This is a genomic window from Arthrobacter sp. TJ-240, from assembly GCF_058269195.1.
Genome location: NZ_JBZCNG010000001.1, coordinates 228,204 through 248,235, shown reverse-complemented (window position 1 = coordinate 248,235; position 20,032 = coordinate 228,204). Strand labels below are relative to the sequence as shown.

General features: G+C 70.1%; 20 protein-coding genes. 17 read left to right on the top strand and 3 right to left on the bottom strand.

What is annotated here, in order from left to right; translation table 11 throughout:
- The first annotated feature begins 58 nt into the window (after positions 1 to 58).
- The 6 genes from fbaA (at position 59) to AC4D2C_RS01125 (ending at position 3,905) form a co-directional block, all read left to right on the top strand.
- Positions 59 to 1,078, top strand: coding sequence for a class II fructose-bisphosphate aldolase (fbaA, locus tag AC4D2C_RS01150; RefSeq protein WP_490904698.1), 1,020 nt, complete (start codon positions 59 to 61; stop codon positions 1,076 to 1,078).
- 2 nt (positions 1,079 to 1,080) lie between these two features.
- Positions 1,081 to 1,500 carry a DUF3151 domain-containing protein gene (locus tag AC4D2C_RS01145; protein WP_490904697.1) on the top strand — a complete coding sequence of 140 codons (420 nt, stop codon included), beginning with the start codon at positions 1,081 to 1,083 and terminating at the stop codon, positions 1,498 to 1,500.
- A gap of 319 nt (positions 1,501 to 1,819) precedes the next feature.
- Positions 1,820 to 2,023 (top strand): helix-turn-helix domain-containing protein, encoded by a 204-nt coding sequence (locus AC4D2C_RS01140; protein ID WP_334208541.1) that lies wholly within the window; start codon positions 1,820 to 1,822, stop codon positions 2,021 to 2,023.
- Between the two features lie 198 nt (positions 2,024 to 2,221).
- Complete coding sequence (locus AC4D2C_RS01135) at positions 2,222 to 2,719, top strand: DUF2975 domain-containing protein (RefSeq protein ID WP_490911819.1); 498 nt, start codon at positions 2,222 to 2,224, stop codon at positions 2,717 to 2,719.
- Positions 2,719 to 3,036 carry a helix-turn-helix domain-containing protein gene (locus AC4D2C_RS01130; protein WP_490911818.1) on the top strand — a complete coding sequence of 106 codons (318 nt, stop codon included), beginning with the start codon at positions 2,719 to 2,721 and terminating at the stop codon, positions 3,034 to 3,036. The genes AC4D2C_RS01135 and AC4D2C_RS01130 overlap by 1 nt, the downstream gene beginning before the upstream one ends.
- Positions 3,033 to 3,905 (top strand): oxygenase MpaB family protein, encoded by an 873-nt coding sequence (locus AC4D2C_RS01125; RefSeq protein WP_490911817.1) that lies wholly within the window; start codon positions 3,033 to 3,035, stop codon positions 3,903 to 3,905. Before AC4D2C_RS01130 ends, AC4D2C_RS01125 begins: the two co-directional genes overlap by 4 nt.
- 129 nt (positions 3,906 to 4,034) lie before the next feature.
- On the opposite strand, the gene AC4D2C_RS01120 is transcribed toward AC4D2C_RS01125, so the two are convergent.
- On the bottom strand, positions 4,035 to 4,637 hold the full coding sequence (locus AC4D2C_RS01120; RefSeq protein WP_490911816.1) for a hypothetical protein: 603 nt from the start codon (positions 4,635 to 4,637) through the stop codon (positions 4,035 to 4,037).
- Between the two features lie 244 nt (positions 4,638 to 4,881).
- On the opposite strand from AC4D2C_RS01120, the gene AC4D2C_RS01115 reads away from it, so the two are divergent.
- A complete protein-coding gene (locus AC4D2C_RS01115) occupies positions 4,882 to 6,171 on the top strand; it encodes an adenylosuccinate synthase (RefSeq protein ID WP_490911815.1) in 1,290 nt (429 codons plus the stop codon).
- Between the two features lie 81 nt (positions 6,172 to 6,252).
- Here the strand turns inward: AC4D2C_RS01115 and AC4D2C_RS01110 are convergent, their stop codons facing one another.
- Both AC4D2C_RS01110 and AC4D2C_RS01105 read right to left on the bottom strand, forming a co-directional pair.
- On the bottom strand, positions 6,253 to 7,023 hold the full coding sequence (locus AC4D2C_RS01110; protein WP_490911814.1) for a SurA N-terminal domain-containing protein: 771 nt from the start codon (positions 7,021 to 7,023) through the stop codon (positions 6,253 to 6,255).
- Positions 7,024 to 7,168: 145 nt separating this feature from the next.
- Entirely contained in the window at positions 7,169 to 7,675 is a 507-nt protein-coding gene (locus tag AC4D2C_RS01105) for a DUF427 domain-containing protein (protein ID WP_490911813.1), read from the bottom strand.
- An 81-nt stretch (positions 7,676 to 7,756) separates the two neighbouring features.
- On the opposite strand from AC4D2C_RS01105, the gene AC4D2C_RS01100 reads away from it, so the two are divergent.
- The 10 genes from AC4D2C_RS01100 (at position 7,757) to AC4D2C_RS01055 (ending at position 19,971) form a co-directional block, all read left to right on the top strand.
- Positions 7,757 to 8,563 carry a carbon-nitrogen hydrolase family protein gene (locus AC4D2C_RS01100; protein ID WP_490904686.1) on the top strand — a complete coding sequence of 269 codons (807 nt, stop codon included), beginning with the start codon at positions 7,757 to 7,759 and terminating at the stop codon, positions 8,561 to 8,563.
- Positions 8,564 to 8,639: 76 nt separating this feature from the next.
- Positions 8,640 to 9,650 (top strand): LacI family DNA-binding transcriptional regulator, encoded by a 1,011-nt coding sequence (locus tag AC4D2C_RS01095; RefSeq protein ID WP_490912994.1) that lies wholly within the window; start codon positions 8,640 to 8,642, stop codon positions 9,648 to 9,650.
- A 152-nt stretch (positions 9,651 to 9,802) separates the two neighbouring features.
- On the top strand, positions 9,803 to 11,524 hold the full coding sequence (gene araB, locus AC4D2C_RS01090; protein WP_490911812.1) for a ribulokinase: 1,722 nt from the start codon (positions 9,803 to 9,805) through the stop codon (positions 11,522 to 11,524).
- The gene (locus tag AC4D2C_RS01085; RefSeq protein ID WP_490911811.1) at positions 11,521 to 12,234 is read left to right on the top strand and encodes an L-ribulose-5-phosphate 4-epimerase; all 714 of its coding nucleotides are present in this window, start codon (positions 11,521 to 11,523) and stop codon (positions 12,232 to 12,234) included. Before araB ends, AC4D2C_RS01085 begins: the two co-directional genes overlap by 4 nt.
- Positions 12,231 to 13,745, top strand: coding sequence for an L-arabinose isomerase (araA, locus tag AC4D2C_RS01080; RefSeq protein ID WP_490911810.1), 1,515 nt, complete (start codon positions 12,231 to 12,233; stop codon positions 13,743 to 13,745). The genes AC4D2C_RS01085 and araA overlap by 4 nt, the downstream gene beginning before the upstream one ends.
- A gap of 58 nt (positions 13,746 to 13,803) precedes the next feature.
- A complete protein-coding gene (gene chvE, locus AC4D2C_RS01075) occupies positions 13,804 to 14,919 on the top strand; it encodes a multiple monosaccharide ABC transporter substrate-binding protein (protein WP_490911809.1) in 1,116 nt (371 codons plus the stop codon).
- Positions 14,920 to 15,035: 116 nt separating this feature from the next.
- Positions 15,036 to 16,565, top strand: coding sequence for a multiple monosaccharide ABC transporter ATP-binding protein (gene mmsA / locus AC4D2C_RS01070; RefSeq protein ID WP_490904680.1), 1,530 nt, complete (start codon positions 15,036 to 15,038; stop codon positions 16,563 to 16,565).
- Positions 16,566 to 16,569: 4 nt separating this feature from the next.
- Entirely contained in the window at positions 16,570 to 17,805 is a 1,236-nt protein-coding gene (gene mmsB / locus AC4D2C_RS01065; RefSeq protein ID WP_490911808.1) for a multiple monosaccharide ABC transporter permease, read from the top strand.
- 214 nt (positions 17,806 to 18,019) lie between these two features.
- A complete protein-coding gene (locus AC4D2C_RS01060; RefSeq protein WP_490904678.1) occupies positions 18,020 to 18,574 on the top strand; it encodes an RNA polymerase sigma factor in 555 nt (184 codons plus the stop codon).
- Positions 18,571 to 19,971 carry a hypothetical protein gene (locus AC4D2C_RS01055; protein ID WP_490911807.1) on the top strand — a complete coding sequence of 467 codons (1,401 nt, stop codon included), beginning with the start codon at positions 18,571 to 18,573 and terminating at the stop codon, positions 19,969 to 19,971. Before AC4D2C_RS01060 ends, AC4D2C_RS01055 begins: the two co-directional genes overlap by 4 nt.
- Positions 19,972 to 20,032 lie beyond the last annotated feature (61 nt).

Genomic DNA, 20,032 nt, shown 5'->3' with positions numbered 1-20,032 from the left:
CGGCAGACCCGCTCGCTAGGATGAAGCCAGCACTTCCCACCACTAAGGAGTCCTCAGCATGCCTATCGCAACCCCTGATGTTTACGCCGAGATGATCGACCGCGCGAAGGCGGGCGGCTTCGCATTCCCGGCTGTGAACGTGACCTCCTCCCAGACCCTCAACGCGGCGATGCGCGGTTTCGCCGAGGCCGGTTCCGACGGCATCGTGCAGGTCTCCACGGGCGGCGCCGCCTACTGGTCGGGTGCGAGCGTCAAGGACATGGTTGCCGGTTCGCTCGGGTTCGCGGCCTTCGCGAAGGAGGTGGCGAAGAAGTACGACGTCAACATCGCCCTGCACACCGACCACTGCCCGAAGGACAAGCTCGACGACTTCGTGCTGCCGCTGCTCGCCGCGTCGGAGGAGGCCGTGAAGAACGGCCACGACCCCGTCTTCAACTCGCACATGTGGGACGGCTCCGCCGAGACCCTCGAGGAGAACCTGCGGATCGCCCGCGAGATCCTCCCCCGCGCCGCGGCCGCGAAGATCATCCTCGAGGTGGAGATCGGGACCGTCGGCGGTGAGGAGGACGGCGTCGAGAACGCCATCAACGACAAGCTCTACACCACGGTGGACGACGCCCTCGCCACCATCGACGCCCTCGGCGCCGGCGAGCACGGCCGCTACCTCACGGCGCTGACCTTCGGCAACGTCCACGGCGTGTACAAGCCCGGCGGCGTCAAGCTCCGCCCCGAGATCCTCAAGGACATCCAGGACCAGGTGGGCCGGAAGCTCGGCAAGGACAAGCCCTTCGACCTCGTGTTCCACGGGGGCTCCGGCTCCTCCGAGCAGGAGATCGCCGACGCCGTCTCCTACGGCGTCATCAAGATGAACATCGACACCGACACCCAGTACGCGTTCACGCGCCCGGTGGCCGACCACATGCTGAAGAACTACGACGGCGTCCTGAAGGTCGACGGCGAGGTCGGCAACAAGAAGACCTACGACCCCCGCGTGTGGGGCGCCTCGGCCGAGGCCGGCCTCGCCGCCCGCGTGGTCGAGGCCGCGGCCTCCCTCGGGTCCGCCGGGAAGAAGCTGTAGCCATGTCCGACGAATTCCGGAAGAACCTGCTGGGCCCCGAGCCCACCCTCCTGCCCGAGGAGCCCGACGTCGTCGGCCGCCTCGCTGCCGGTGACGAAGCCGTGGACCTCGCGGCGAAGCACCCCACGTCGTCCCTCGTCTGGGCGATCCTCGCCGACGAGGCGTACGCCGAGGGCCGGACCATCGAGTCCTACGCCTACGCCCGTACCGGCTACCACCGCGGCCTCGACGCGCTCCGGCGCAGCGGCTGGCGCGGCGCCGGCCCCATCCCGTACTCGCACGAGCCCAACCGCGGATTCCTCCGCGCGCTCTACGCACTGGGGCGGGCCGCGGCGTCCATCGGGGAGATCGAGGAGGCCGAGCGGATCGCGGTGTTCCTCAGGGAGTCCGATCCCGAGGCGAGCACGCAGCTGGCGGGCTGAACCGCCTACCGCCCGCCCGCATCGGGGCAGCAGCAAGGACGGTCTCCGCTCCTGGAAGGCCGTCCTTCCTGCTGTCCCGGGTCCTGACGGGGCGGTCCGCACGCTCCCGTCCGGCGCCCCCGCCTCCGAGAGCGTCCGGAGCCCCCGCAGGACCGACACCCGGCCCACGCGGAGGTCCCCGACGCGGGCGCTGCCCGCACGCGATACTCGATGGGCCCTGTGATAAACGAGTAGTCCTTGTCCTTGTGCCGCTGTTACCAGCGCGACCAATGTTAAAGGCTCCACAGACCGTGGTGAGGCGAAGGGAAGTGGGGCTGACATGGCCACGAGCACAAGCACGGGACAGCTGTACACGGTGGCGGAAGTGGCCGCCATGATGCGCGTCTCGAAGATGACCGTCTACCGGATGGTGCAGTCCGGCACCATCCACAGCATCCGGTTCGGGCGGTCCTACCGCGTGCCGCAGAGCGCGGTCCGGGACTACATCGACGCCGCGAACCCCGGCTCGGACTACACGATCTGATTCCTGCGCGGCGGGTCGCGGACGTCACCGCGGCCCGCGGACAGGGCAGGACGCTGCACAGCAGGAACGGACAGGCGCCGCGGGGCGATCGTATGCGTCCGCCCCGGTCCGGTGAAGCACACCCACTGATATCGATATCCTTGTGAATAGTGTCGATTAACGATAGCTTCGTACTGGAAATCGGTAGGAGGAGCTGTCATGGGAAAACTTGCTGTCCTGGCGCTGCGGATCGTGTTGTGCATGATGTTCGCGGGGTCCGTCTTCATCCAGGTGGTCATGGTGCCGCTGGTGGGCGTGGACCTGGAGCAGGCGGATCCGGATGTGGCGCTCATCCGGACCCCGCTCGTCGTCCTCACCGTCCTGGTGATCCTCGCCCTGCAGGTCGCGGTGGTGTGCGTCTGGGGGCTGCTGACCATGGTGCGGCAGGGGACCGTCTTCTCGGGTGGGGCCTTCCGGTTGGTGAACGTGGTGATCGGCGCCTTCACCGCCGCGAGCCTGCTGACCTTCGGGCTCGGCGTGGCACTCGCCCCCGGAGAGGCCGTCGCGCCGGGCGTCGTCCTGCTGATCGGCGGGGTGGCGGTGTCGATCGCGGCCGTTGCGTTGATCGTCCTGGTCCTGAAGGCACTGCTGGTGCAGGCGGTGGACCGGGACGCCGAGGCCCGCCAGCTGCGCACCGAACTGGACGAGGTGATCTGATGCCGATCGTGGTGCGGATCGACGTCGAACTGGCGAAGCGGAAGATGAGCGTCGGCGAGTTCGCGGAGCGGGTGGGCCTGACGCCTGCCAACGTGGCGGTCCTGAAGAACGGGCGGGCCAAGGCCGTCCGCTTCAGCACCCTCGAGGCCATGTGCCGGGTGCTGGGCTGCCAGCCCGGTGACCTGCTCGAGTGGACCGACGACGGCGCCTCGGAGGACGGGTCCGGCGACTGGTCCGATGGCGAGGGCGCGATCCCGCGGACGGAGGGTGGCGCCGACACCGGCAGCGCGGCCCTGCGGACGGAGGGCGGGGCATGAGAAGTAGCGCCGGATACTTCCCGGCGGCGCCCGCGCCCGGCGCCGCGGGAGATGCCGGGCTGTTCGGCCCTGACTCGGCCGCCTGGACGATCGCCCGCGAACGGCTGATCGTCGCCGGCGGCCCGGCCGCGCTGCTGCTGCAGGTCGCACACCCGCTCGTCGCCGAGGGGGTGCGGGCCCACAGCGGGTTCGCGACCGACCCGCTGCAGCGCCTGCGCGGGACACTGGATGCCGTCCTCACCGTCACGTTCGGCGACCGGGCCCAGGTACGCGCCGCCGCCGGCCACGTGGCCCGCAGGCATCGCCCGGTCCGCGGGACCCTCCCTGATCCCGGCGGACCGATCCCCGCCGGAACGCCCTACAGCGCGACCGACCCGGAACTGTCCCTCTGGGTGTTCTCGACCCTCGTCTGGTCGGCGATCGAGGTGACGCACGCGTTCCTTCGGCCGGTCCCGGCGGGAGAGCGCGACGCCTACTACCGGGACATGCGGCAGTTCGCCCATTTCTTCGCCGTGCCGGATCGGCTCCTGCCCGGCGACTACGGCGGGCTCGAGCAGTATGTGGAGCAGCAGGTCCGCACCGTGCTCCACGTCGGCGGGGCCGGGCGGCAGATCGCCCGGCAGGTCCTCGCGCCGGACCCGCCGATCGTGCCGTGGCCGCTGAGGGGCATGCCGTCCCTGCTGGCCGCGGGCGTCCTGCCGACGGTCCTGCGGGAGGCCTATGCGCTTCCGTGGCGCCGACGCGAACGGGTCGTGTTCGCCGCCGTCCGCCTCACCGCCCGGCTCGCCGTGCCCTTGCTGCCCGGGCCGATCCGGTACTGGCCGCATTACCGGGTGGCGCGGGACCGGGTGGCGCGTGCGGACGGCTGACGGACCGGCGTCCGGCCTGCGGGCTCGTCGTGCACGGGTTCCCGGCGCCTCGCCGGGAGGCGGAGTGTCGTGGCACTGCCCGCCGTCGACCCGCCGAGACGTGTGGACGGAGCCCGGGAGGCGGGCCGGTCACTCCTCCGGGCGGCGGATCGTCGTCGTCACCGTCACCAGTTGCGGACGCGCAGGGGCGGAGCTGAAGCCGAACCGCACGGGCGGGCTCACCGGGGCCAGGGTGCCGAGGTCGGCACCGCGCCATGTCGCCGTCGCGCCGGCGATCGCCCGGGCGGAGGTGACGCCGTAGTACTCGGTGCGCCCGTTCCCCGCGGACCCGGCCGTCGCGACGCCCTTCACGAGCCGTGACGCCACCGGACTGATGGGCCCGAGCCAGCGCGGGTGCGTGGCGAGGCGCCGCGGGACGAGGCCGAGGAGGCGGCCGAGAAGGGTGGCACGCCCGATCCCGGCCCGGACCCGTAGCTCTCCGGCGTCGACCACGAGCCGGTCACCCGTGAGCGTCGAGGCCACGGGTGTGAGCACGACGTCGTCGAACGTGTAGGTGGCCCGGACGTACTCCGCGATCTCGCGGCTGGGCGCGAGCAGCGTCCGCCGGCCGGAAGCGTCCTCGAGCATGACGTCCGTGAACGCCCCGAACGGCGAGGCGTCCCACCGTCCGATCACCAGCCGCGTGCCCGACGTGGTGCCGATCCCGGCGATGTGTCCTTCGAAGCGGTCCATGACCCCATTGTGCACGGGCCGCCCGCGCACCGGACCGGGGCGCCGGTGGACCGCCCGGCACCACCTGCGGCCGCCCGCGGCCGTCACGGTCCGCTTATTTCGCCGCCGCTCGGGCCGCTCGGCTAAACTCGGACGGTAAGAGCCCCAGTGGTCGCACGTCGTGCGGCCGGTTGGGGCGTTCTGATGCACGGCGTGCCTGCCGCGGTTGCGTGGCGAGGACCCGTGCCGAATGGGGGAGGATCCCATGCCAGCAATCGTGATCGTCGGAGCCCAATGGGGCGACGAGGGTAAGGGCAAGGCCACGGACCTGCTGGGCGGCCGGGTCGACTACGTCGTGAAGCCGAACGGCGGCAACAACGCCGGCCACACCGTCGTGGTCAACGGCGAGAAGTACGAGCTGAAGCTCCTTCCCGCGGGCATCCTCAGCCCCAACGCCGTCCCGATCATCGGCAACGGCTGCGTGATCAACCTCGAGGCGCTCTTCGAGGAGATCGACGGGCTCCAGGCGCGCGGCGCCGACACCTCGAAGCTGCGCGTGTCCGCCAACGCACACCTCGTGGCCCCCTACCACCAGGTGCTGGACAAGGTCACCGAGCGCTTCCTCGGCAAGCGCGCCATCGGTACCACGGGCCGCGGTATCGGCCCCGCCTACATGGACAAGGTGGCCCGCCTCGGACTGCGTGTGCAGGACGTCTTCGACGAGTCGATCCTGCGCCAGAAGGTGGAGGGCTCCCTCAAGCAGAAGAACGAACTGCTGGTCAAGGTCTACAACCGCCGTGACGTCGAGGTCGAGGAGGTGGTGGAGTACTTCCTGTCCTTCGCCGAGCGCCTCAAGCCCCTCGTGATCGATTCCACCTTCGTGCTCAACGAGGCGCTCGACGCCGGCAAGGTGGTCCTCATGGAGGGCGGCCAGGCCACGTTCCTCGACGTGGACCACGGCACCTACCCGTTCGTGACGTCGTCGAATCCCACCGCGGGCGGCGCGTCCGTCGGCTCGGGCATCGGGCCCACGCGCATCTCCCGCTCGATCGGCATCATCAAGGCGTACACCACGCGTGTAGGCGCGGGCCCGTTCCCCACCGAGCTGTTCGACGACATGGGCATGTACCTGCAGACCAAGGGCGGTGAGTTCGGCGTGAACACGGGCCGGCCGCGCCGCTGCGGCTGGTACGACGCCGTGCTGGCGCGCCACGCCTCCCGCGTCAACGGCTTCACCGACTACTTCGTGACCAAGCTCGACGTCCTCACGGGCATCGAGAGCATCCCCGTGTGCGTGGCGTACGACGTCGACGGCGTGCGGCACGACGAGATGCCCATGACGCAGACCGAGTTCCACCACGCCAAGCCGATCTTCGAGTACTTCGACGGCTGGACCGAGGACATCACGGGCGCCCGGACCATCGAGGACCTGCCGGACAACGCGCAGACCTACGTGCGGGCGCTCGAGAAGCTCTCCGGCACCCGGTTCTCCGCCATCGGCGTGGGCCCCGACCGCGACCAGACCATCGTGGTCAACGACCTCATCGGCGGCTGACGCGCATCCCGCAGCACCGTTGCGGCCTGGACACACGAAGGGCGGCTCCCGCGGGAGCCGCCCTTCGCCGTGCACCGGGTGCTAGAGGTTGACCGTGATCTCGGCGCTCTCGCGGAGCCTGCCGATGAGCGCCTGCGCGGCCTCCGAGGTCTTCCCGCCCCGTAGCTGCTCCTCGACCTGCGACCGCACCTCCTCGAGCGGCGGGATCGCCGTGGTGTCACCGCCGGACTCCTGCTGGGCCACCGCGGCGTCGTAGGCGTCCTGGATCTCCTGGTCCGTGGGCGTGGTGTCGCCGGCCTCCTCGGCGAGGAGCGCGTCGAGCTTCACCTGGTCGGAGAGCTGGCGGTCGAACGCGGCGTCGTCGAGCCCCTGCTCGGCCGCTGCCGCACGCAGTTCCTCCTCCGAACCGAGCCCGCTGGACTGCAGGAGCTCGTCGATCGCGGCGGCGCGGGCCTCCGGCGTCGCCTCGATCCCGCGGGCCTCCGCCTCCTGCCGGAGCAGTTCGGTGCTGACGAGGTTGTCCGCGACGGTGGTCTTCAGCTGGTCCTGGTCGACCTCCTGGCCGCCGGCCTGTGCCTGGCCCGCCGCCTGGCTGAACTGGCCCTCGTAGGTGGTGGTGAAGAGCTCGCGGCTGATCTCCGTGCCGTTCACCACGGCGACGACGTCCGGGATGCCCTCGAGATCGGGCTCGGGGAGTGCCGCCTGCTCGGGCGCCTCTGAGGGCGCTGCGGTCGACGCCGCCGTGTCCTCGGGTGCTTCCGCCGAGCCGCTGCAGCCGCCCAGGAGGGCTGCCGAGGCCACGAGGGCCGCGGTGAGCAGCCGTGCGCGCCACACTGATCGTGAGATGGCCATGAGAGATGTCCTGACGTTGCGTACGGGGTCGGCCAACAAGCCTAGCAACGCAGCATGTCCGCGACCTCGGTGGACCCTGAGCGCGCGCTGGGCGCCCGCGGGTACCAGCCGGGCACCAGTCGGGCATCAACCGGGCACCAGTCCGTCACCAGCCCCAGGTGCCTGCGCCCCCCTTGAACGGTCCCACGATCGCCGCCGTGATCCAGCCCCCGTAGAAATCACCCTCCTGCGCCTGCACCGCCTCACCGTCCACGGTGCAGCTGTCCATCCGCGACGGGTAGAGGGCCGCTCGTGAGGCCAGCTCCCCGTACTCCTCCACCGGCGAGGGGTACGTCCACGCGCCGCGCGGGCTCCGCGCGCTGCCGGCGACGACGTCGAAGTAGCTCGCGGCGCCCTTGAACTCGCAGTGCGTGGTGCCCTCGACAGGGACGAGGACGCCCGGCACGAAATCGACGATCGGCAGGTAGTAGACCGGCGGGTGGCTCGTCTCGAGCACCCGGACCGCGCGGTCCGTGGTGACGATCAGCTGCCCGCCGAAGCGCACCTCGATCGTCGCCGTCGCCTGCTCCACCCGCGGCGGCCTCGGGTAGTCCCACACGGATTCCTGGCCGGGACCCGGCGGGGTCCGCCTGCCCTGCATCGGGTTCCTCATGGTGAGAAGGCTACTCCGGCGTGGCGCCCGGGGAGTCTGTAGGCTGGTCGAAAGGCACGGCATACACGTGAGGGCGGCAACATGTTGGTCAGCGTCGGGCAGTTCCGGCCGGGTGGGGATGTCCCGGCGAATCTGGCGGTCATGCGGGAGCTCGCCGCGGAGGCCTCCTCCGAGGGCTCGGCGCTGATCGTCTTCCCCGAGGAGTCCATGCTCTCCATCGGGCAGGTCGAGGGTCCGCTCCAGCAAGCGGTCGAGGCCACCTGGACGTCCTTCGTGCAGCAGCTGTCCTTCATCGCCGCCGAGCACTCCCTCGGCATCATCGCCGGCGGGTACGAACCCAGCGGCGAGGAACGGCCCTTCAACACGCTCGTGCTGATCGACGCGACCGGCCGGATCGTGGACACCTACCGCAAGCTGCACCTCTACGACGCCTTCAGCTACCAGGAATCGACACGCATCAAGCCGGGCGACGGCGGCATCACGGTCGCCGAGATCGGCGACGTCCGCGTGGGGCTCATGACGTGCTACGACCTCCGGTTCCCCGAGCAGGCGCGTGCGCTCGCCGACGCCGGGGCGGACCTCCTGTGCGTGCCGGCGTCCTGGTTCAAGGGGGAGCACAAGATCGAGCACTGGGAGACGCTGCTGAAGGCCCGCGCCATCGAGAACACCCTCTGGGTGGCGGCCGCGGGCACCTCCAGCAGCCACACGATCGGCCACTCCGCCATCCTCGACCCCATGGGGATCCCGCAGGTCCACCTCGACGACGAGGAACGCGGCGTCGTCACCACCGAGGTGTCGCACCGCAGGGTCGACGACGTCCGCGAGTTCCTGCCGGTCCTCAGAAACCGTCGCTTCGGCCGGAACGACACCATTGTCGACGCCCACTGACGCCCAGGACGCCGCGGCGACCGGCCCCGCCACGGGGCGGCGCAGCCGGCCGACGGAGCCGGGCCGTGCCGCCAACATCCGTGACGTTGCACGCCGGGCCGGCGTCTCCCACCAGACGGTCTCGCGGGTGATCAACGGGCATCCGAGCCTCCGCGTGGAGACCCGCGACCGCGTGCTGGCGGCCATGGACGAGCTCAGCTTCCGCCCCAACCGTGCCGCGCGGGCCCTCGTGACGAGCCGGTCCACCACCGTGGGCGTGCTCGTGAGCAAGGGCTTCGAGTACGGCCCGGCCGCGAGCCTGCAGGCAATCGACAGCGCGGCCCGCGTGGCGGGGTACGCCCTCGACGTCGCGCACCTCGACGACGCTGAGGGCGGCTCGATCCGCGCAGCGCTGGACCGCCTCCTGGCGCACAACGTGGACGGCCTGATCATCCTGGCGCCGCAGACGCAGACGCTCGCGGAGATCGAGCGACTCTCCATCACGCTGCCGTTCGTGACGGTCCACTCCGCCCGGGCGTACGACGACCACCGACTCTCCGTGGACCAGTCGGGCGGGGCCGCCCTCGCGACGCGCCACCTGCTCGAGCTCGGGCACCGGCGGATCGCGCACATCTCGGGCCCCGACGGCTGGTTCGAGACCGAGGCGCGCGTGCGGGGATACCGCGGTGAGATGGAGGCCTGGGGGAGCCGGCCGGAAGCGCTGCTCTCCGGGGACTGGACGGCGGAGTCGGGCTACCGTGCGGGACTCGCCCTGGTGGGGGACCCGGGCGTCACCGCCGTCTTCTCGTCGAACGACCAGATGGCACTCGGACTCCTCCACGCGTTCCGCGAGCACGGACGCCACGCGCCCCGGGACATCAGCGTGGTGGGATTCGACGACGTCCCGGAGGCCGCGCACTACTGGCCGCCCCTGACGACCGTCCGGCAGAACTTCCCGGAGCTGGGCAGGCGTTGCGTGGCACGCCTGCTGGGTCTCATCGGCGAGGACACGGCCCGGTCGGGCGCACAGGGACCACCCGCGGGTGCAGCGCCGGATGTCGTCCCGGAGCTGGTGGTCCGGGCCTCCACGGCGCCTGCGGCGCCGTGACCGCGGGGGTTGTCCCGCCCGATCGTTGACACGCACCACCACTTCGCGCCTACACTGGTGTCCGCGAATGTGAACGGTCACATGACTGCGAGCATCGACGATCCACCAGAGCACTGCTTTGCGGTCTCGAGAAGAACGAAGAGGTCCTTCCCTTGAGTGACTCCATCCCGGGCGCAACTGCCGCACCGACCGGCCGGCCCACCTACGTCATCGGCGTCGACTACGGCACCCTCTCCGGGCGTGCCGTCGTCGTCCGCGTCTCCGACGGCGCCGAACTCGGCGCCTCGACGCTCGAGTACCCGCACGCCGTCATGGACTCCACGCTCGCCGCCACGGGCGAGCAGCTCCCGCCCGAGTGGGCCCTCCAGGTGCCCTCCGACTACGTGGACGTGCTCCGCACGGCCGTCCCGGCCGCCGTACGGGAGGCGGGCATCGACCCGCACGATGTCATCGGCATCGCCACCGATTTCACGGCCTGCACCATGGTGCCCACCCTCGCCGACGGCACGCCGCTCAACGAGGTGCCGGGCTACGAGGGGCGTCCGCACGCGTACGTGAAGCTCTGGAAGCACCACGCCGCGCAGGGCCAGGCCAACCGGATCAACGAACTCGCCGCGGAACGGGGCGAGGCCTGGCTGCCCCGCTACGGCGGGCTGATCTCGAGCGAGTGGGAGTTCGCGAAGGGGCTCCAGCTGCTCGAGGAGGACCGCGAGCTGTACGACCTCATGGACCACTGGGTCGAGGCCGCCGACTGGATCGTCTGGCAGCTGACGGGGCAGTACGTGCGGAACGCCTGCACCGCCGGGTACAAGGGCATCTACCAGGACGGCGCCTACCCGTCGGACGAGTTCCTCGCCGCGCTCAACCCCGATTTCGCCGGGTTCGCCCGCGAGAAGGTGGAGCACACCATCGGCGCCCTCGCGTCGAGGGCAGGCTCCCTGTCCGAGGAGGCCGCCGGCTGGACCGGGCTGCCCGCCGGCATCGCCGTCGCCGTCGGGAACGTGGACGCGCACGTCACGTCGCCCGCCGCGCAGGCCACCGACCCCGGCCAGATGGTCGCCATCATGGGCACCTCCACGTGCCACGTCATGAACTCCGACCGCCTCGCCGAGGTGCCCGGCATGTGCGGCGTGGTGGACGGCGGGATCGTGGCGGGCTTCTACGGCTACGAGGCCGGCCAGTCCGGCGTCGGCGACATCTTCGCGTGGTTCGTAGCAAACCAGGTACCGGGGGAGATCAAGGACGCCGCCACCGCCCAGGGCCTGAGCGTGCACGAGTACCTGACCGAGCAGGCGCAGACCGAGCCCGTCGGGGCCCACGGCCTGGTGGCACTGGACTGGCACTCCGGCAACCGCTCGGTCCTCGTGGACCACGAACTCTCCGGCACCATCGTGGGCCTCACCCTCGCCACCAAGCCCCACGAGGTCTACCGCGCCCTGCTGGAATCGACGGCGTTCGGCACACGGAAGATCGTCGAGACCTTCAACGCCTCGGACGTCCCCGTGACCGAGTTCGTGGCCGCGGGCGGGCTCATCCGCAACCCGTTCCTGATGCAGGTCTACGCCGATGTGCTGAACATGCCCATCTCCGTGATCGGCAGTTCCCAGGGCCCTGCCCTCGGGTCCGCGATCCACGCCGCCGTCGCGGCGGGAGCCTACGAGGACATCCACGCCGCTGCCGCCGCGATGGGCCGGCTGGACCGCGCCGCGTACATCCCCGACCCGGAGCGCGCCGAGGCGTACGACGCGCTCTACCGCGAGTACACGCAGCTCCATGACTACTTCGGCCGCGGCGCCAACGACGTCATGCACCGGCTCAAGGCCCTGCGCCGCTCGGCCCGGACCGCTCCTGCACAGCAGGCGGTGTCCGCATGAGCCGGTTCACCCCCGACGTGGAGGCCGCCATCGCGTCGGTCCGCGAGGACGTCGCCGCCCTGCACGCCGAACTCGTGCGCTACGGACTCGTGGTCTGGACCGGCGGCAACGTCTCCGGCCGCGTGCCCGGCGCCGACCTGTTCGTCATCAAGCCCTCCGGCGTCAGTTACGACGAGCTGACGCCGGAGAACCAGATCCTCTGCGACCTCGACGGCAACGTCATCGAGGGGACACCCGGATCCGAGCGCTCGCCCTCGAGCGACACCGCGGCGCACGCCTACGTGTACCGCCACATGCCCGACGTCGGCGGCGTGGTGCACACACACTCCACCTACGCCGTCGCCTGGGCCGCCCGCGGCGAGCCCATCCCGTGCGTCATCACCGCCATGGCGGACGAGTTCGGCGGGGAGATCCCGGTCGGTCCGTTCGCGATCATCGGCGACGACTCGATCGGCCGGGGCATCGTCGAGACCCTCACCGGGCACCGCTCCCGCGGGGTCCTCATGAAGAGCCATGGCCCCTTCACCATCGGCAGGGACGCGAAGGACGCCGTCAAGGCCGCGGTCATGCTCGAGGACGTCGCCCGCACCGTCCACATCTCCCGCCAGCTCGGCGCGCCCGCCGGCATCCAGGCCGAGCACATCGACTCCCTTTTCGACCGGTACCAGAACGTGTACGGTCAGTCATCGACCCCAGGAGCCCCTGCATGAGCCCCCTCAGCACCACCCTCGACGCCTACGAAGTCTGGTTCCTCACCGGCAGCCAGGACCTCTACGGCGAGGAGACCCTGCAGCAGGTCGCGGAGCAGTCCCAGGAGATCGTACGGATGCTCGGCGACGCCGGCCTGCCCGTGAAGGTCGTCTGGAAGCCGACGCTCAAGGACTCCGCCTCGATCCGGCGGATGGCGCTCGAGGTCAACGCGGCGGACAACGCGATCGGCGTGATCGCCTGGATGCACACGTTCAGCCCGGCGAAGATGTGGATCGCGGGCCTCGATGCGCTGCGCAAGCCGCTGCTGCACCTGCACACGCAGATCAACGTGGCCCTCCCGTGGGGCGAGATCGACTTCGACTTCATGAACCTCAACCAGGCCGCCCACGGCGACCGCGAGTTCGGGTACATCCAGTCGCGCCTCGGCGTGCCGCGGAAGACCGTCGTCGGGCACGTCTCCAGCCCCGACGTCTGCGCGAAGGTCGCCACGTGGCAGCGCGCCGCCGCCGGCTGGGCCGCCGTCCACGAGCTCAAGGTCGCGCGCTTCGGCGACAACATGCGCAACGTCGCGGTGACCGAGGGTGACAAGACCGAGGCCGAGCTCCGGTTCGGCGTCTCGATCAACACGTGGGGCGTCAATGACCTCGTCGCCGCCGTCGAGGCGCAGTCGGAGGACGACGTCGATGCCCTCGTGGCCGAGTACGAGGAGACGTACGACGTCGTCCCCGAACTCCGCCGCGGCGGCGAGCGCCACGAGTCGCTGCGCTACGGCGCCCGGCAGGAACTCGGCCTGCTGTCCTTCCTGGAGGAGGGCGGCTTCGGCGCCTTCACCACGAACTTCGAGGACCTCGGGGCGCTGCGGCAGCTGCCCGGCCTCGCCGTCCAGCGGCTCATGGCCCGTGGCTACGGGTTCGGTGCCGAGGGCGACTGGAAGACCGCCGTCCTGGTGCGGGCCGCGAAGGTCATGGGTGCGGGGCTGCCCGGCGGGGCCTCCCTCATGGAGGACTACACGTACCACCTGGTTCCGGGGGAGGAGAAGATCCTGGGGGCGCACATGCTCGAGATCTGCCCCACCCTGACCACGTCGAAGCCCACGCTCGAGGTGCACCCGCTGGGGATCGGCGGCAAGGAGGACCCCGTGCGGCTCGTGTTCGACACCGATTCCGGTGCCGGCGTCGTCGTCGCGATGTCGGACATGCGGGACCGCTTCCGCCTGACCGCCAATGCCGTCGAGATCGTCCCGCCGGACGCCCCGCTCCCCAACCTGCCGGTCGCGCGCGCAGTGTGGAAGCCGGAGCCGAGCCTCGAGACCTCCGCGGCGGCCTGGCTGAGCGCCGGCGCCGCGCACCACACCGTCCTCACCACCGCGGTGGGCCTCGAGGTCTTCGAGGACTTCGCGGACATCGCCGAGGTCGAACTGCTGCGGATCGACGCCGACACGAAGCTGCGGGACTTCCAGCGCGAACTCCGCTGGAACGCGGCCTATTATCGGCTGGCGCAGAAACTGTAGGAGCCACTCCCCGAAAGCCGGCACTGCCGCCGGAAACCACTCACAAGAAAGTTTCACCATGAATCGGAAATACCTGGCCGGCATCGCGGCCGCCAGCATCCTGACCCTCAGCCTCACCGCATGCGGTGGCAGCAGGGGCGGCGGCGACGCCGCCGCCGAGGGCGGGTCCAACGAGGGCGCCAAGATCGGCGTGGCCATGCCGACGCAGCAGTCCGAGCGCTGGATCGCCGACGGCGAGAACGTCAAGAGCCAGCTCGAGGACCTCGGCTACGAGGTGGACCTCCAGTTCGCCAACGACGACATCCCCACGCAGGTCAGCCAGATCGAGAACATGATCAACGGCGGCGTGAAGGCCCTCGTCGTCGCGTCGATCGACGGCACCACGCTCACGAGCGTCCTCGACCAGGCCGAGTCGCAGGACATCCCGGTCATCGCCTACGACCGCCTCATCAACGAGTCCGACACCGTCGACTACTACACCACCTTCGACAACGAGGAGGTCGGCGTCCAGCAGGCCACCTCGCTGCTGACCGGCCTCGGCATCCTCGACGCCGAGGGCAAGGAGACCGGCGCGGCCGGTCCGTTCGACGTCGAGCTCTTCGCCGGCAGCCCCGACGACAACAACGCGACGTTCTTCTGGGACGGCGCCATGAAGACCCTGCAGCCCTACCTCGACAGCGGTGTGCTCCGCGTACCCAGCGGGCAGACCGACTTCGAGCAGGCGGCCATCCTCCGCTGGTTGCCCGACACCGCCCAGGACCGCATGGAGGACCTGCTCACCGTCGGCGGCGGCGAGCGCCTCGAGGGTGTGCTCTCCCCGTACGACGGTCTGTCCATCGGGATCATCTCGGCGCTGACCTCCGGCGGCTACGCCACCGACGACCTGCCCGTCGTCACGGGTCAGGACGCCGAGGTGGGTTCGGTGAAGTCCATCATCGCCGGCGAGCAGTACTCCACGATCTTCAAGGACGTCCGCGAGCTCGGCAAGCAGGCCGTCACCATGGTCGACGCCCTCATGAAGGGCGAGGAGCCCGAGGTGAACGACACCGAGACGTACGACAACGGCGTCAAGGTCGTCCCGTCCTACCTCCTCGAGTCGCAGATCGTCACGGTCGACAACTACGAGGCCGCGCTCGTCGAGACCGAGTACTACACCGAGGACGAGCTCAAGTAGCCGTCCCGCAGCACCCCTGATGCCTGTGGCTCCGGACCGTTCCTGGTCCGGAGCCACAGGCGCTGTACCTCGCCCGGCCCTGCCGGGACTTCCACTCAAGTAAGCGAGGCTCGACCATGGCGGAGAACATCCTTCGGATGCGCCGCATCACCAAGACCTTCCCAGGCGTGAAGGCACTGCAGGACGTCAATCTCGACGTCGAGCGCGGAGAAGTCCATGCGATCTGCGGGGAGAACGGGGCCGGGAAATCGACCCTCATGAAGGTGCTGTCCGGGGTCTACCCGCACGGCACGTACGACGGCGACATCGAATTCGAGGGCGGTGTCGTCGAGTTCAAGGACATCCGCGACAGCGAGCGCGACGGGATCGTCATCATCCACCAGGAACTGGCACTGTCCCCGTACCTGTCCGTCGCGGAGAACATCTTCCTCGGCAACGAGCGGGAGAAGCGCGGGTTCATCAACTGGAACGAGACCAATGTCGAGGCGGCCAAGCTGCTCCGCCGCGTGGGGCTGGACCTCAACCCGGTGGTCCGCGCCGGTGACATCGGCGTCGGCAAGCAGCAGCTCGTGGAGATCGCCAAGGCGCTGTCGAAGAACGTCAAGCTGCTGATCCTCGACGAACCCACCGCGGCCCTGAACGACGAGGACTCCGCGCACCTCCTCGGGCTCGTCAAGGGCCTGCGGGCCGAGGGCATCACCTGCATCATCATCAGCCACAAGCTCAACGAGATCCGGGCCATCGCGGACTCGGTGACCATCCTCCGCGACGGGCGCACGATCGAGACACTGAGCCTCCACGACGGGTCGGTGACGGAGGAGCGCATCATCAGGGGCATGGTGGGGCGCGACATGGAGAGCCGCTACCCCGAGCGCACGCCGGTCATCGGTGAGGAGGTCCTCCGCGTCGAGGACTGGACGGTGCACCACCCGCAGGAGAGCGCGCGCGTGGTCGTCGACGCCGCGAACCTCTCGGTCCGTGCCGGTGAGGTGGTCGGTATCGCCGGTCTCATGGGTGCCGGGCGGACCGAGCTCGCCATGAGCATCTTCGGGCGCAGCTACGGCTCGCACATCACGGGCACCCTCTACAAGAACGGGACCCCGATCACCACGCGCACCGTGGGCGAGGCGATCCGGCACGGCATCGCGTACGCCACGGAGGACCGCAAGCGGTACGGGCTGAACCTGATCGACGACATCAAGCGGAACATCTCCGGTGCCGCGCTCGGCAAGCTCGCGAAGCGCGGCTGGGTGGACGGCGGCCGGGAGGCCGTGGTCGCGGGCGACTACCGGATGTCGATGAACATCAAGGCGCCCTCCGTCGCCGCCATCACGGGGAAGCTCTCCGGCGGCAACCAGCAGAAGGTGGTGCTCTCCAAGTGGATGTTCTCGGACCCCGATGTCCTGATCCTCGACGAGCCCACACGCGGGATCGACGTCGGCGCCAAGTACGAGATCTACACGATCATCAACCGCCTCGCCGCAGAGGGGAAGGCGGTGATCGTCATCTCTTCCGAGCTGCCCGAGCTCCTCGGCATCTGTGATCGCATCTACACCCTCGCCGAAGGCCGCATCACCGCGGAGGTGCCCATCGGGCAGGCGACCCCGGAACTCCTCATGCAGTACATGACCAAGGAAAAGGACTGATTCCATGGCTACCACCGTCAAAGACCCCGCAGTGACCGCACCTCCGCCTCCCGTCAAGCACGGGCTGGCCTTCCTCACGAGCCGGCTGCGGCAGATCGGCATCTTCGTAGCGCTCATCGTCATCGTCGCCCTGTTCCAGGTGCTGACCGGGGGCGCGCTGCTCATGCCGGACAACGTCTCGAACATCATCGTGCAGAACAGCTACATCCTGCTCCTGGCCATCGGCATGGTCATGATCATCGTCGCCGGGCACATCGACCTGTCCGTCGGGTCCGTGGCGGCCTTCGTCGGCGCGATGTCCGGCATCATGATCCAGGACTGGGGCTTCACCTGGTGGGTGGCGTTCATCGCCTCGCTCGTGATCGGCGGGCTCGTCGGCGCGTGGCAGGGCTTCTGGGTGGCCTACGTGGGCATCCCCGCCTTCATCGTGACGCTCGCAGGCATGCTCGTGTTCCGCGGCCTCACGCAGATCGTTCTCGAGAACCAGCGCATCACCGGGTTCCCGGAGGAGTACCGCCAGCTCGGCGGCGGCTTCCTCTTCCCCGGGCTCTTCCCGCCGGAGACGAACCTCCTCGACTGGACCACGGTGGCCCTCGGCGTCCTCGCCGTCGTCCTCCTCATCGCCAGCCAGCTCCGTGGGCGCGCCACCCGCGCCCGCCTCAAGCTCGAGGACGAGCCCGCGGCCTGGTTCTTCACCAAGCTCGCCTTCATCGCCGCCATCATCCTGGGCCTGACCTACCTGCTGGCCGGCTCGCGCAGCGGTACGCCGATCGTGCTCGTCGTCCTCGGTGTCCTGATCGTCGCCTACAGCCTGGTCATGAGCAACAGCGTGTTCGGCCGCCACGTGTACGCCCGCGGTGGGAACCTGCAGGCTGCACAGCTCTCGGGGGTCAACACCAAGCGCATCGACTTCATGCTCTTCGTCAACATGGGTGTGCTCGCAGCCCTGGCGGGGCTCATCTTCACCGGTCGCCTCAACTCGGCCGGCCCAGGGGCGGGAAACCTCTTCGAGCTCGACGCCATCGCCGCGGCATTCATCGGCGGAGCGGCCGTCACCGGCGGCGTGGGCACCGTGATCGGGGCCATCACGGGCGGCCTGATCATGGGCGTGCTCAACAACGGGATGTCGCTGCTCGGCGTCGGCATCGACGTCCAGCAGTTCATCAAGGGCATGGTGCTCCTATTGGCCGTCGGCTTCGACGTCTTCAACAAGCGCCGCGCCTCGAGCGCCCTGAAGTAGGGCCGGGAGGACGCCGGAAGAAATTCCGGCGGCGGCGTAACTTTTGCGTCCCTCCGGTCGATTACCCAGATGTAAGCGCCGCACCGAGGCTTATCCCCCAACGGGCCTCGGTGCGGCCTTTTCGTGTCGCGGCACAGGTGCGGCCCGCGGCAGGACGGTCGAGGCCAACGGTTACGATGGTCACGCCGCCCCGCTCGAGCAAGGAAAAGACACCGTGGTCCCACCGCTGCCTGATGATGCGCTCGACCGCGCACGGGCCGGAGAACCTGCGGCACTCTCACTGATCTACCAGGAACTGAGTCCGAGCGTGCTCGGCTATTTCGCGGGCCGGGGAACTGAGGACCCGGAGGCACTCACGCAGGAGGTCTTCCTCACGGTCTTCTCGAAACTCGACTCCGTCTCCGGCGGGCTGCGGGGGCTGCGCACCTTCACCTTCTCGGTGGCGCACGCCCGGCACGTGGACGAGGTGCGGAGGAAGGTGCGGGCACCGGTTCTCGTGGGCTACGAGGCCGACGGCGACACGCGCACCGTCGAGTCTGCGGAGATGGTGGCGCTGGGGAACCTCGATGCCGGAGAGGCCACGGGCATGCTGGCACAGCTCAATGCGGAGCAGCGCGACGTGCTCCTGCTGCGCATCGTGGCCGAACTGCCGATCGAGCAGGTCGCGGAGATCCTCGGCAGGTCGGCAGGATCGGTCAAGCAGCTGCAGCGGCGGGGACTGCTCAAGCTGAAGGAACTCGTACACCCCAACGAATCGGACGCACAATGACTGGACGCGAAACGCCGTCGCCGGACTCCGTGCCGCGCATCCTCGAGGAGGCGGGCATCGCCGAGGACCCGGCGCTCGTCCACGCCGTCCGGAGCATCGCGGCGCTGAACGAGCGGTCCGCACCGGACGCCTCCGCCGAGCTCGCGCAGCTCATGGCCGACGGCGGCAGGGCGCCGCAGAGCCGCCGGAACAAGCGCCGCATCACGTTCATCGGTGGTGCCCTCGCGGTGTCCATGGGTGCGGGCATGTCCGGGGTCGCGGCGGGGACGCTCCATTTCCGCGACGGGTTCGACGACGCCGTCGTCTCCATCACCCGCTTCACCGTCCGCGATGACGTCGACCGGGCCGAGCCCGCCCCGGGACCGCTCGCCGACGCGGGCCGACGCCATGTTCCCACCGGTGTCCCGGGGGCGCCCACTCACGCCCACGCCCCGGCGTCGTCCGCCTCTGCGGACGCCGGCGGTCCCCCCGTGCCGGCTCCCGCTCCCGCGTCGCCCGATGCGGGCGTCGCTGCCGCTGCCCCGACAGCGCCGCCCGTCGCACCGCAAGCCCGGCCACCGGCCGGCACGGCGTTCCCAGCAGACCCCGCGGCCCCAGCGCCGGATGGGCCGCAGCCGCGCGCGGTCCCGGTGACGCCACCCGCGACGGGAACGGCGCCCGGCGCGACCGGCCGACCCGATCAGGCGAGGGCCGGTCAGGGTCGGTCGGGCCAGGGCATGCCCGGGCAGCGCACGACCCCGCCCCGGCCCGTCCAGGAGAAGCCCGGTCCGGTCACGCCGGGTCAGGCCAAGCCCGGTCCGGCCACGCCGGGCCAGGTCAAGCCCGGACAGGTCAAGCCCGGACAGGTCAAGCCGGGCCAGGTCAAGCCCGGACAGGTCACGCGGAGTCAGGTCACGCCCGGCCAGGTCACGCGGAGTCAGGTCACGCCCGGCCAGGGCCGGGACAGAAGCGTGCCGAAGGAGAGCACCGGCACCGGTCCGGAGACGATCAGAGGTGACACGCCGGCTCCTGTCCACCACCGCAGGTCGTGGCTCCGCGCACCGGCCGGTCCTGCCGACGCCGCGTTCCTCCTCGACGCACCGATCGCCCTGGACGCCGAATGGCTCGCGCTGTTCCCTGCCGATGCGCTCTTCGATCCGGCGGACCCGGCGCCGGGGCTTCCGGCCGAACCGGCCGAACCGGCCGAACCGGCCGAACCGGCCGAACCAGCCGACGCTCTGCCCGCCCACACCCTGCCGGAAGTCGCTCTGCCGGAAGACGCCCTGCCGGAAGACGCCCTGCCGGTGGAACCCGTCGAGCCGTTGGAAGCTGAAGCCCAGGACAGCTCCGGTGCCGACGTCGTCTCCGGTCCCGACGTCGTCGTGCCTGCGGAGTCGACGGACCACCACGCGGAATGACGCCGGCTCAGGGTCTCCCGCCCCGATCCAGGGTCGCCGTCTCCGAGGCCTGACCCCGATC